General features: G+C 48.7%; 10 protein-coding genes. 5 read left to right on the top strand and 5 right to left on the bottom strand.

The genetic code is table 11. From position 1 onward, the window contains the following. The first annotated feature begins 196 nt into the window (after positions 1-196). Genes OH31_RS06820 through mutY form a run of 3 tightly spaced genes read left to right on the top strand, consistent with a single transcriptional unit; the run spans position 197 to position 4,750 of the window. Positions 197-1,000, top strand: a complete 804-nt coding sequence (locus OH31_RS06820) for an undecaprenyl-diphosphate phosphatase (protein WP_019880670.1) — start codon at positions 197-199, stop codon at positions 998-1,000. A 19-nt stretch (positions 1,001-1,019) separates the two neighbouring features. After that, a complete protein-coding gene (locus OH31_RS06815) occupies positions 1,020-3,710 on the top strand; it encodes an AsmA family protein (RefSeq protein ID WP_024930137.1) in 2,691 nt (896 codons plus the stop codon). A gap of 2 nt (positions 3,711-3,712) precedes the next feature. Continuing rightward, positions 3,713-4,750, top strand: coding sequence for an A/G-specific adenine glycosylase (gene mutY, locus OH31_RS06810; protein ID WP_024930136.1), 1,038 nt, complete (start codon positions 3,713-3,715; stop codon positions 4,748-4,750). 8 nt (positions 4,751-4,758) lie between these two features. Here mutY and OH31_RS06805 read toward each other — a convergent pair whose 3' ends face one another. Beyond that, a complete protein-coding gene (locus OH31_RS06805; RefSeq protein WP_024930135.1) occupies positions 4,759-5,241 on the bottom strand; it encodes a hypothetical protein in 483 nt (160 codons plus the stop codon). A 367-nt stretch (positions 5,242-5,608) separates the two neighbouring features. Between OH31_RS06805 and OH31_RS06800 the strand changes: the two genes are divergently transcribed. Further along, positions 5,609-6,838 carry a porin gene (locus OH31_RS06800; RefSeq protein ID WP_024930134.1) on the top strand — a complete coding sequence of 410 codons (1,230 nt, stop codon included), beginning with the start codon at positions 5,609-5,611 and terminating at the stop codon, positions 6,836-6,838. Between the two features lie 94 nt (positions 6,839-6,932). After that, a complete protein-coding gene (locus tag OH31_RS06795) occupies positions 6,933-7,604 on the top strand; it encodes a DUF6445 family protein (RefSeq protein WP_024930133.1) in 672 nt (223 codons plus the stop codon). On the opposite strand, the gene ntrC is transcribed toward OH31_RS06795, so the two are convergent. The 4 genes from ntrC to glnA form a co-directional block, all read right to left on the bottom strand. Beyond that, positions 7,605-8,996 carry a nitrogen regulation protein NR(I) gene (gene ntrC, locus OH31_RS06790; protein WP_024930132.1) on the bottom strand — a complete coding sequence of 464 codons (1,392 nt, stop codon included), beginning with the start codon at positions 8,994-8,996 and terminating at the stop codon, positions 7,605-7,607. A 19-nt stretch (positions 8,997-9,015) separates the two neighbouring features. Further along, on the bottom strand, positions 9,016-10,116 hold the full coding sequence (gene glnL / locus OH31_RS06785; RefSeq protein WP_024930131.1) for a nitrogen regulation protein NR(II): 1,101 nt from the start codon (positions 10,114-10,116) through the stop codon (positions 9,016-9,018). A gap of 109 nt (positions 10,117-10,225) precedes the next feature. After that, positions 10,226-10,717: a DUF4124 domain-containing protein gene (locus OH31_RS06780; protein ID WP_024930130.1), complete on the bottom strand. Its 492-nt coding sequence runs from the start codon at positions 10,715-10,717 to the stop codon at positions 10,226-10,228. Between the two features lie 125 nt (positions 10,718-10,842). Beyond that, the gene (gene glnA / locus OH31_RS06775; protein ID WP_024930129.1) at positions 10,843-12,252 is read right to left on the bottom strand and encodes a type I glutamate--ammonia ligase; all 1,410 of its coding nucleotides are present in this window, start codon (positions 12,250-12,252) and stop codon (positions 10,843-10,845) included. Between the last annotated feature and the right edge of the window lie 73 nt (positions 12,253-12,325).

Here is a 12,325-nt window from a genome sequence, read left to right as displayed (position 1 = left end):
TGACTCGCCTACAGGCGAAAAGGAACCCTCCAGAAAACGAGCAACCTTTTATTCCCACCTCACTTCGTTTGGACTCCAGCCATACCGCAATAACGCAAAACGCTACATTTATGACTAAATATTTCACGGTATGACTGATCCTGCTAATTTTCCCAACACCCCGCAAGTCCTTTGCAGTGTCTGCTAGAATACAGCCATGGATATTTATTTGATGCTGAAGGCCGTGATCATGGGCCTGGTCGAAGGCGCGACCGAGTTTATTCCTGTCAGTAGTACTGGACATCTGATCATTACCGGGGAGTGGCTGGATTTTCTCTCTAAAGATAAACGCGATGTGTTTGAAATCATTATCCAGCTGGGCGCGATTCTGGCGGTCTGTGTGGAATACCGCCAGCGCCTTTGGAATACGGTGCAGCGCATTCAAACCGACACTAATGCTCAACATTTTGTACGCAACCTGATCATTGCTTTTTTACCTGCTGCGCTGATTGGCCTGGCGTTTCATCATCAGATTAAAGAACATTTGTTTTCCTCATTCACGGTGGGTATTGCGCTGGTCGTTGGCGGCGTACTAATTTTACTGATTGAAAAATTTGCGCCTGCAGGCAAAACGAGCGATGTTGACCAGATCACGGCCAAGCAAGCATTACAGATTGGTTTTGCCCAGTCGCTGGCCTTGTTCCCCGGCATGTCACGCTCAGGGGCTACCATCTTGGGTGGCATGTGTTTTGGCCTGAGTCGTCAGACCGCGACTGAGTTTTCATTCTTTCTGGCGTTGCCGATTATGTTTGCGGCGACCGGGCTGGATTTATACCAGGCGCGTGATTTGTTGTCTGCTGATGATGCGCTGATTTTCTTGATTGGCTTTGTGGTTTCGTTCCTGTCTGCGCTGGTGGTGATTCGTGCGTTGATCCGTTTCGTGGCCCAGCATTCATTTGCGGTGTTTGCCTGGTATCGCATCGTATTTGGTATTCTGATATTGGCCTTTTTTGCACATTAATCTGTTTAAGGTGTGAGTCATGAATCGTGCACTGTTTAAAAAAATTGCGTTAGGCATCGTTGCGCTGCTGGCGGTGCTGCTATTGGGGGTGGTTTACCTGGCGGTGACCTTTAATCCTAACGATTACAAGCCAACCGTGATTCAGTTGGTGAAAGACAAAAAACAGCGCACGCTGGATATCAAGGGTGACATCAAGCTCAGTTTCTGGCCAAAAATCGGTGCTGATTTAGGTGAAATCACTTTGTCCGAGCACCAGTCCGATAAACAATTTGCTGCCATTAAAAGCGCCAAAGTGGCGCTGGCGGTATTGCCCCTGCTCAAAAAAGAAATCGTGGTGGATACCGTTTACCTTGATGGTGCGCAGGTCAATGTGATTCAGCATGCCGATGGCAGCTTCAACTTTGATGATTTGCTGAGCAAGGAAGAGGAAGAGTCACAGCAGATTAATTTTGATGTGCAAGGCGTCAAAATCACTAACACCCAGGCCAGTTTTAGCAATGAAGGCACCGGGGCTAAATATAGTGTAGACCAGTTTAATCTGACCACCGGTCAGGTGGCGTTGAAAAAGCCGTTTGATGTGGCGACAGATTTTCACCTGGCGGCTAACCAGCCTGCCATCGATGCGAAAGCGGCGATCAAGGTCAATATCATGGTTGACCCGGAAGGTAAGCATTTTGTTGTTAAAGGCTTAGATGCACAATTCAAGGGTGCGCTGCTGGATGGGCAGGACGTCACAGTCACTGCGCAAGGCTCAGTGGATGTTGATGCGGCGAAAACGGCATTGGATGTATCTGGCCTGAAACTGGCCATGCAAGGGAACTTTAAAGGCGCTCAGCGCGATGTCGGCGTACAGGCGCCAGCTTTGAAAGTGAATCCAACGCTCATCAGTAGCGACAAAGTATTGCTGTCACTCAAGCAGAAAGATGCCAATGGCGATGTGGACTTGGCCGTGGTGCTGGCTGAATTAAAGGGTAATCAACAGGCAGTGGAAAGCAAAGGCATTACAGCGGATATTAATGTCAATGCGGGTGCGCGCAAAGTGGAAGGCCACTTCGCATCCCCGGTGAAAGCCAATCTGACCGACCTGATTTTTGAAGTACCTGCGTTGGCTGGCAAATTTGATATTAAAGACCCGGCTTTGCCTAATGGTGCCATGCAGGGCCAGTTCAAGCTGGCAGCTAATGCCAATGTGAAGCAAGAGCAGGTTAAAACCACGTTTGACTTGGCTCTGGCAGAAACCAAACTGAATGGTGATGTGAGTATCGCCGGTTTCAGTACGCCGCATATTGGTTTCAAGCTGCATGCTGATACTTTGAACTTGAACGCGCTGCTCGGTAATGCAGGTGGTAAAAAGGAGATTGCAGTCAGCAGCACTAAAGCCAGCACCAAAGCAGATAAACCTGCCGACCTGAGCGCGTTAAAAACCTTGTTCCTTGATGGCAGCATCAATATCGGCAAGATTTTATACAGTCCCTATACCTTGAGTGGCCTCAATGTTGGCATCAAAGCCGATGGACAAAAGCTCGCCTTGCAAGGCCTGGATGTCAAACTGGATGACACGCGTATTCAAGGCAATGTCGGGGTTAGCCAGTTCAGCAAGCCTTTATATACGTTTGACCTCAATATAGACAAGCTGGATTTGAATCGCTACTTGCCGCAATCGACGGCCAGCGCCAGTGAAAGCAAACCTGCTGAGAAAGCGGCCGATAAGGCTGAGCAACCGATTGATTTGTCTGCCTTGAAAGCACTGAATGCGCAGGGCAGTATCCGTGTGGGTTGGTTGAAATATGGCAAAACAGAAGCTAAAAACCTTAATATTGGTTTGAAAGCACAAGATGGGCTGGCGAGTCTGGATCCGCTCAATGTGGATGTCTATCAGGGCACGGTGCGCGGCGCAGTCAAGCTGGATGCCCGTGCGACCCCCGCGCTGGCGATTCAACAAAGCCTGCAAAATATCGCCGTCGGCCCGTTGTTGGTCGATACTATTAATAATGACATGCTGTCTGGCAACGGTAACTTGAATTTAAATGTGACAGCGCAAGGTAATACGGTGACGGCGCTAAAAAAGTCACTGGGCGGCTCGGTTGATTTGCGTATGGCTGAAGGCGCCGTGAAAGGCTTTGATCTGGCTGGCGCGATCCGGGACGCCAAAGGCAAGCTGAATGTGCTCAAAGGCCAGTCGGATGCCGATGCGGATAAAGGCAAAAAAACAGACTTTAGTGAGTTGACGGCAACGTTTAATATCAAAAACGGTGTTGCGCACAATGACGACCTGGCCATGAAGGCGCCGGTTTTTCGGTTGACCAAGGGCGAAAGCAAGGGCGATATCGATATTGGCAAAGAACAGATTAACTATCTGGCCAAGCCAACGCTGGTCAATTCGCTCAAAGGTCAGGGTGGTAAAGATGCCGAGCAGCTTGGTAGCGTGGGTGTGCCAGTTAAAATAACGGGCACTTTTGCCGCGCCTAAATTTGGTATCGATATGGCCGCGTTGGGGCAAGCATTGGCGAAATCCGTGGCACTGGATGCGATTACCGACAAACTTGGCGGCACGAAGGCCGACGCTTTAAAAGGATTGCTCAATGGCAAATCATCTAGCGATAGCGCGGGTGGTGATGCCTCCAAATCCGAAAGCGGGACAACAACGGAACCAGCCAAGCCTGCCGACCAGCTCAAGCAGAAGGCCTTGAAAAAGCTGTTGAACTTCTAGCTGTGAGTGAATTTGCCGAAAAACTGATTGCCTGGCAGCAGGTTCATGGTCGCCATGATTTGCCGTGGCAACAAACGCGTGATCCTTACGCCGTGTGGGTGTCTGAAATCATGCTGCAACAAACGCAGGTGTCGGCCGTCATCGGCTACTATGACCGCTTTATGCAGCGTTTTCCCACCATCGCCAGTCTGGCCGAGGCTGCGCAGGACGAGGTGATGCGTCATTGGAGTGGTTTGGGCTATTACTCCCGCGCACGTAACCTGCATCATGCTGCGCAGACTATCATGCGTGAGCATAGTGGTATTTTTCCAACAGATTTCGTTACTATCCAAACACTCAAGGGCATAGGCCGCTCAACGGCTGCCGCGATTAGTGTATTCGCTTTTAATCAGCGCCAGACCATTTTAGATGGCAATGTTAAGCGTGTGCTGGCCAGGTTGTATGCGGTAGATGGCTGGCCAGGCTTGCCCGAAGTTGAAAAAAAACTGTGGCAAATTGCTGAAGCGTTATTGCCTGATGATGGTTTGCCAGCGTATGTGCAAGGCTTAATGGACTTTGGTGCGACCTTCTGCACGCGCAGCAAGCCGCGGTGCGATGATTGCCCTATGCAGGATCAGTGTCAGGCATATCAACAACAGCGTGTGGCTCAGCTACCCGCCTCTAAACCGCGCAAAGCATTGCCAGAAAAGCAGGTCACCATGCTGATGATTGTGGATGCGGGTGAGATTTTGCTGGAGCGTCGGCCCAATCAGGGGATATGGGGAGGGTTATGGAGCCTGCCTGAATTATCTTCTACGCAAATAGCCGTGCCGCATGTGCAGGATAGCCTGGGATTGGAAACCGAAACACTCGAAGTGTTGCCAGTGTTGTGGCATACCTTTACACATTTCAAACTTGAAATTACGCCGCAACCATTACAGCTGACCGGGCGACGGCCTGCCCTCCCCCCTCATATGCAGTGGCTGACCTTCTCTGACGCGATTTCAGCGGCACTGCCAACGCCAGTGCGTACTTTAATTAAAGCGTTCAAACAGCCTTAGGCGGGTGCCTAGAGGTTTGCGAGTCGAAATACATGGGTGGCCAACTCGGCCTGATTGTTCTTGAGATGTTTTAATAAAGAAGGCGCGCTATCAGGTTTCACCAGCGCTTTTGTGTAAATCACAGGCAACTCAAAAATAGCGATTTCGCGCTCAACAATATTCAGGTTTGCATGTGCGGAGCCTTGAATCACATCCATGAGCTTGTCGTATACATTGTCCGTGACGCGGGTATAAGGGAATAAAATCCAGAAGTCAGTGCCTTCCCTGCCGACCAGGTCTGAACGTCTAAACGAACGCTGCAAATCGTGTGTCAAAGAAGAGAGCTGGCGCAATGCCTCAGGCGCGCCATAAGCCTCGCCCAGGCTGTTGTCATCCCCATAGGCAATTCTCACCAGGGCGACATTGAAGTCATCAGAGTGTCTGATCAGCACTTGGCAAATCCAGTCTAATGTATCTATAAAACGACTACATAACTGAATGTCAGAAATCATGAGAAGCCCCGGTTAGAATCATATATAAAGGTATGGACAGCAAAAGACACTGTTAAACATTGCTATCCTAGCAGAAACTTTTAGATAAATTCAGTTTGAACAGCCTAGTAAAACCGCTCCTTTTCATAACCTTGCAATTTCCAGAACTAGTCAGACTGTTGCAATTCTGCAACAAATCAAACTTGCGCTAAGCAATTTGACGTATTCACTTGCGCCAAAAGCCCTGCATTTGCAAAAATTGCTCTGACCTTGTTGGAAATGCTTTAGGTGATTCCGCAGGAGTTCTCGAGTATGAGCGTTTTTTGCGCTCATCTTAAAAAGCAATATCCTTACACAAGTTGTGAAAACAACATTTTTGGAGATTCGTATGAATACAAAATTGAACGTTGCAGTTGCAGCAGCTCTGTTCGCTGCCGCTACTGGCGCACAAGCTGGCATCACTATCCCAGCTGGTGACTGGACTCTGGACATTGGTGGCGTTGTTAACGCTTACTACACTCACACTAGCTTCAGCGGTGATGATTCAGCTGCTGGTGAATATGCAAACGGTGATAGCGTAAACAACATCACTACCGGTTTGTTGCCAAACTACCTGAGCGTTTCTGGTAAAACACGTCAGAACGACCTGGATGTTGGTTTCACAATCAGCATCAACCCAGGCGCGTCTACAACACGTGCTGGTATCCAAAACCAAGATGATGTTCGCGGTGGTAGCAACCAAGAAAACCGTCAAGCATTCTTGACATTCGGTGATGCTTCATGGGGTTCTATCAAGCTGGGTAAAGATCTGGGCATCTACGCTTCAGACGCTATCTTGAACGACCAAACTCTGTTGGGCGTTGGTTCTGCTGCTGGTTCTTTGGCTGGCAACACAACAACTTTGGGTCGTATCGGCCGTGGTTTCATCTATGCTGACTGGAAAGCACAAGTTGCTTACACATCACCAAACTGGAACGGTTTCCAATTCACAGCTGGTGTAACACAAGCTTGGAATGCATTGGCTGCTGATATCGGTACAGTTGGTTCAGCTGGTTCTAACCAACGTGGTGGTTCACAATCTGCTTACGAAGGTAAAGCTTCTTACGAGTGGACTGGTGACCTGGCAGGTAAAGTATGGGTTTCTGCAATCAGCCAAAAAGTTGCTGGCCTGAACACTGGCGTTACAACCTTTGGTGATGACCGTGCAACTGCATGGGATATCGGTACAAGCCTGAAATTTGCTGACTTCGGTCTGGTTGGTTACTACGGTCAAGGTAAAGGTATCGGCCAAACAGTTCAACTGTTGAACGGTTTCGATGCTAACGGCAAACGTCGTGATTCTGACAACTGGTACGTTCAAGGTTCATACACTATTCCTACTGTAGGTACTAAACTGGCTGCTTCTTATGGCCGTTCTACATTAGATGGCAATGGTGGCGAAGACCTGAGCGAGTTGAAAGCTAGCATGTGGACTGTTGGTGCTTACCACCCACTGACCAAGCACTTGAACTTGGTTGCTGAATACTCTGTAGCTAAAGACGATACAAGCTTCCGTACCGCTGCTGATACAGATCTGAAAGCAAAAACCATCTCTCTGGGTGCGATCCTGTTCTTCTAGTTTAATTGCAGTTTAACTGCTTAAATTAAAAGTCAGAAAAACGGCAACTTCGGTTGCCGTTTTTTATTGAGTAAATACATAGAAAGTTTTAGCTATGAAGCTTTACCCGGTGACAGTGATTTCCGATTTTTATGAGAATCCAGACGAAATCAGAAAATACGCTTTGGCGCAAAAATATACCTATTGTCATGAGATGAAAGATATCGAGTATGTTTTCCCAGGTAGTCGAACAAAAGAGCTTAGAGATTTAAGTCAGTCACTCTATGAGAAGGTGTGTAAAAAGCTCATTAGTGTGTTTCATATCCCTGAACATGATGTGATGCGTTGGCAAATAAACACCAGTTTTCAAATTGTTGAGGCGGGATATGGCCATGGCTTGATTCATCAGGATCAGAATACGGTATTTGCTGGTGTGCTTTATTTAACACCGGATGCGCCGCTTGATTCCGGAACGTCTTTATTCAGAAAGAATGCCAGCTACGATGAAGACTTATACTGGACGCAGATTAAAGAGAATGATGAGCGATTTAAACGCAAAGAGCCGATAGATTTTAGCTATCACAACATGTTTGATGAGGTTGTGCGTGTTAATAATGTCTATAACTCGTTAATTCTTTTTGAAGGTGACATTCACCACTGCGCCAATCAGTTTTTTGGAGAAACAAAACAAGATTCACGACTGGCGCAGGTGTTTTTTATTACTAAAATTGATGCAAATAAAGAAAGCTCTTTTCCATTGTTACGCGTGAAAAAGCAACCGCTTTAATTAGTCATCAATCCCGAGCTCTTGAATCTTACGCGTCAGCGTATTGCGCCCCATGCCTAACTGATTGGCTGCTTCAATGCGGCGGCCATCAGTATGCGCCAAGGCGCGGGTGATAAGGATGCGTTCAAACTCCTTGGTTTTTGCATCCAGGATATTGGTTTCACCTCGATTGAGCGCATCGGTAACTTCTTGAGCCAATGCTTCTTGCCAGGAGCCGCCTGTATTATGCTTGCCGGTGTCCTCTTTCAGTTCTGGCGGTAGATCATTCACGTCTACGTTCTGCCCAGGCGCCATGACGGTGAGCCAGTGACAGACGTTTTCCAGTTGGCGGACGTTACCGCTCCAATTCACTGACATCAGGTATTTGATGGCCGCTTGGGATAATTGTTTAGGCTCTACACCCAGCTGCTGAGCGCTGTGGGCGAGAAAATGCTTGGTCAGCAAGGGGATGTCTTCCCTGCGCTCGCGCAAGGGCGGCAGGCGCAGGCGGATGACGTTTAAACGGTGAAACAAGTCTTCACGGAACAGGCCTTGTTTAACGCGCTCTTCCAGATCCTGGTGCGTGGCCGCAATGACGCGCACATTGACCTTGATCGGCTGGTGACCGCCGACCCGGTAGAACTGGCCATCGGATAGCACGCGCAATAAACGTGTTTGCAAATCTGCAGGCATGTCACCGATTTCATCCAGAAATAAGGTGCCGTTGTCTGCCTGCTCAAAGCGCCCTCTTCTGGCCGCCGCGGCGCCGGTAAAAGCGCCGCGTTCGTGGCCAAACAATTCGGATTCCAGCAAGTCTTTAGGGATCGCTGCGGTGTTAATCGCGATAAATGGTTTGTCTGCGCGTGGGCTATGTCTATGCAATGCGCTCGCTACCAGCTCTTTACCACTGCCAGACTCACCATTGATGAGTACGGTGGAATGCGAGCGGCTCAAGCGACCAATCGCGCGGAAAACCTCTTGCATGGCTGGTGCCTGACCGATAATTTCTGGCGATGGGCCGGTGTCTTCGACGGCTTCAACCGATTGGCGCATGCTCTCTTCAACCGCACGTTTGATAATTTCAATGGCTTGGTCGACATCAAAAGGCTTGGCCAGATATTCAAAGGCGCCACCCTGAAAAGCAGCCACTGCACTTTCCAGGTCGGAGTAAGCGGTCATGATAATGACGGGAATATCCGGGAAGCGCTGTTTTACCTCTGACAGAAAGTCCAACCCGGAGCCGTTAGGCATGCGAATATCGCTGACAATCACTTGTGGTTGTTCGCGGTTTAAGGCATTCAGCGCTTCTGCAGGGGACGAGAAGGTTTTGAAATCAAAGTCTGTGCGTGCCAGTGCTTTTTCAAACACCCAGCGGATGGATTTGTCGTCGTCTAAGATCCAGATTGGTTTCATAGCTATTTCTCGTCAATTATTATGCTGATGATTTTAATTGCGTACTTTCAATCGGTAGCAATATATGAAAGGTTGTTTTGCCTGGCTGTGAATCGCAATCTATCATGCCATGGTGCTGCGTAATAAATGTTTGCGCCAGGGCAAGCCCCAGGCCTGTGCCGCCTTCGCGACCAGAAACCAGGGGGTAAAAAATACGTTCTTTAATGCCTGCCGGGATGCCGGGGCCGTTATCAATAATTTCAAGATGGATACCAACGCGGTAGCGTTTCCTGGCCAGTGTAATCTGGCGTTCTGCACGCGTGCGGAAGGTAATACTTGCGCTTTCCGTCTGGCTTTGTTGCATGGCTTGCGCGGCGTTGCGGGCGATATTCAGCACCGCCTGAATCAACTTTTCGCGGTCGCCTATCAGTTCAGGCAGGCTGGTATCGTAATCGCGAATGACGCGGATATGGTTGGGGGATTCCGCCAGCAATAAACTGCGTACGCGTTCCAATACTTCATGAATGTTGGTCGGCTCGTATTTAGGTACGCGATGGGGCGCCAGCAGTCTGTCCATCAAGCTATGCAGGCGATCAGCCTCTTTAATAATGACTTGCGTATATTCTTTCAGGCTGGCTTGTGGCAGTTCGAATTCAAGTAATTGCGCTGCGCCACGCAAACCGCCTAAGGGGTTGCGAATTTCATGTGCCAGATTGCGCAACAACTCTGAGTTGGCTTGCTGTTGAATCAGCATGCGCTCTTCGCGCGCAATGCGTAATTGCTGGTCCATTTGCACAAATTCCAGGATCAGCATGTCTTCTGGCGTTTGGTTGAACGTGGTTGAAATGGGCGTGACGGTACAAGTGACCGCCGTGGTGTGCCCGCGTTGTGTGGTCAGCGTGAACTCGTGTTCCCGAAAGGGACCTTGAGTTTGTATGGCATTGGTGACTGCCATTTGCAGAATCTCGCAATTCACGAATACATCGTGAATGTGCAGGCCGTGAATTTGGTTGGCGCTAAACGCGAACAGTATCTCTGCACTCGAGTTTGCATAGGTTACTTCCAGCTGGTTATTGAGCAGAATCACTGCTGTTGCAATGTGCTCTAAACCGCTAAACCCGTGGGGAGATTTTTGAACCATATCCTAAGCTTGTTAAAAAGAGTGAATCACGCCCTGTTTTAAAGCAAAAGCCAAGCCAATTCTAACTCAGGTGTCAAAAATGGTTTAAAGAATTCCCAAAATGGTGCGTTTACAGATTAAGTTCTTTGTTGAGTAGCTCGATGTTACGCTCATGGGCCTGAATTTCGGCTTCAATCACATGTAGTTTTTCATCGTATTTTGCGACGTTTCTAAAGGTTTTTCCATTGGCGCCTTTATAGACTTCGGGCGTATTTTGCGCCTCTTCGTAGAGCTGTTTTGCATGTTCAAGTGCTTGTTTTTCTTGCTCTAATTCACTCATGAGCAATTCGCGGCGTTTTTGGTCGCGCTGGTTTTGCGTCTGGTTATCCACTTTGGGGAAATTAGCCGGAGAGGGGGCTTTTGCGCTAGGTTTTTTTTCGCGTGCAACGGGAGGTGGCTCTGCCGTTTTTGGGCCGCTAATGACCAATTCTGCTTTGCTGTGACCTTCTGGCTTGATATTGGTGTAAGTGGTCACACCATTGCTGTCCGTATACTTGTATATATCCGCCAGGCAGCTGCTTGATACCAGTACAAAGGCGAGAACGTAAAAAAGTCTTTTCATGGCAATAGTTTAGAGTAGATTGTTGAGGTTATCAACGTGTCTTTACTGCAAAAGGTTGACGATGCTGAGTGTGCATAAAAAAACAGGGCAGCCTAAGCTGCCCTGTTTTGGTGCGTCTCTTGCGATTAGCAGGAGTAGTACAAACCAAACTCAACAGGGTGTGGTGTTTGACGCAATTTAGTCACTTCTTCCATTTTCAATGCGATGTAAGAGTCGATCCAGTCATCAGTGAATACACCACCGCGTGTCAGGAACTCGCGGTCTTTGTCCAGATACTCAAGCGCTTGCTCCAATGAAGAACACACGGTTGGGATCAATGCATCTTCTTCTGGTGGCAGATGGTACAAGTCTTTTGTCGCTGGTTCACCTGGGTGAATCTTGTTCTGAACGCCGTCCAGGCCAGCCATCAGCAAAGCTGAGAAAGCCAGGTATGGGTTGGCAATCGGGTCTGGGAAGCGCGCTTCAACACGGCGTGCTTTGTCTGAATGCACGAATGGAATACGGATCGCAGCAGAACGGTTCTTAGCAGAGTAAGCCAGTTTTACTGGTGCTTCGTAATGCGGTACCAAACGCTTGTAAGAGTTAGTGCCTGGGTTGGTGATCGCGTTCAATGCGCGAGCGTGTTTGATGATACCGCCGATGTAGTACAGGGCGAAATCGCTCAAACCAGCGTAGCCGTTACCTGCAAACAGGTTTTTGCCATCTTTCCATACGGATTGGTGTACGTGCATACCAGAACCGTTATCGCCAAACATTGGTTTAGGCATGAAGGTCGCAGTTTTGCCGTAAGCATGTGCTGTGTTTGTGACCACGTATTTCAGGATTTGTGTCCAGTCAGCACGTTGTACCAATGTTGCAAATTTAGTACCGATTTCACATTGACCAGCAGTCGCCACTTCGTGGTGATGCACTTCAACAGGCACGCCCAACTCTTCCAGTGTCATCACCATCGCAGAGCGGATGTCGTGCAATGAGTCGACTGGAGGCACTGGGAAGTAGCCGCCTTTAACGCCTGGACGGTGGCCTGTGTTGCCGCCTTCGAATTTTTCACCTGATGACCAGGCTGCTTCTTCGGAGTTGATCTTAACGAAGCTACCACCCATGGTGGCATCCCATTGTACGCTGTCAAAAATGAAGAACTCTGGCTCAGGACCGAAGTAGGCTGTGTCGCCCAGGCCGCTGGATTTCAGGTAGGCTTCTGCGCGTTTTGCCAGGCTACGTGGGTCGCGGTCGTAACCTTTACCATCTGTAGGGTCAACAACATCACAGGTTAAAACCAATGTTGGCTCGTCAAAAAACGGGTCAATGTATGCGGTGCTTGCATCAGGCATCAGTTGCATGTCAGAGGCTTGAATGCCTTTCCATCCAGCGATGGAAGAGCCGTCAAATGCATGGCCTTCAGTAAATTTATCTTCGTCGAAGTGAGAAACTGGCACAGTCACGTGCTGCTCTTTACCTCTGGTATCGGTAAAACGGAAATCAACAAATTTGATGTCGTTTTCTGCAACCAATTTCATTACGTTTGCAACGGACATTACATTCTCCTCAATGATCAAGGTCTAAATTTTAAGTTGCACACGCAAAAAGCGGGGCATGTTGCGGATGTCC

The sequence above is a fragment of the Methylophilus sp. OH31 genome (assembly GCF_000576615.1).
Taxonomy (GTDB): Bacteria; Pseudomonadota; Gammaproteobacteria; order Burkholderiales; family Methylophilaceae; genus Methylophilus.
Note: the sequence above shows the minus strand (reverse complement) of the source record. Positions and strands in the feature narration are given on the sequence as shown.

What these genes read in the sequence shown, in the direction of transcription:
- OH31_RS06820 (WP_019880670.1), top strand. Translation starts at nt 197, where the DNA reads ATGGATATTTATTTGATGCTGAAGGCCGTGATCATGGGCCTGGTCGAA.
- OH31_RS06815 (WP_024930137.1), top strand. Translation starts at nt 1,020, where the DNA reads ATGAATCGTGCACTGTTTAAAAAAATTGCGTTAGGCATCGTTGCGCTG.
- OH31_RS06805 (WP_024930135.1), bottom strand. Translation starts at nt 5,241, where the DNA reads ATGATTTCTGACATTCAGTTATGTAGTCGTTTTATAGATACATTAGAC.
- OH31_RS06800 (WP_024930134.1), top strand. Translation starts at nt 5,609, where the DNA reads ATGAATACAAAATTGAACGTTGCAGTTGCAGCAGCTCTGTTCGCTGCC.
- OH31_RS06795 (WP_024930133.1), top strand. Translation starts at nt 6,933, where the DNA reads ATGAAGCTTTACCCGGTGACAGTGATTTCCGATTTTTATGAGAATCCA.
- ntrC (WP_024930132.1), bottom strand. Translation starts at nt 8,996, where the DNA reads ATGAAACCAATCTGGATCTTAGACGACGACAAATCCATCCGCTGGGTG.
- glnL (WP_024930131.1), bottom strand. Translation starts at nt 10,116, where the DNA reads ATGGTTCAAAAATCTCCCCACGGGTTTAGCGGTTTAGAGCACATTGCA.
- OH31_RS06780 (WP_024930130.1), bottom strand. Translation starts at nt 10,717, where the DNA reads ATGAAAAGACTTTTTTACGTTCTCGCCTTTGTACTGGTATCAAGCAGC.
- glnA (WP_024930129.1), bottom strand. Translation starts at nt 12,252, where the DNA reads ATGTCCGTTGCAAACGTAATGAAATTGGTTGCAGAAAACGACATCAAA.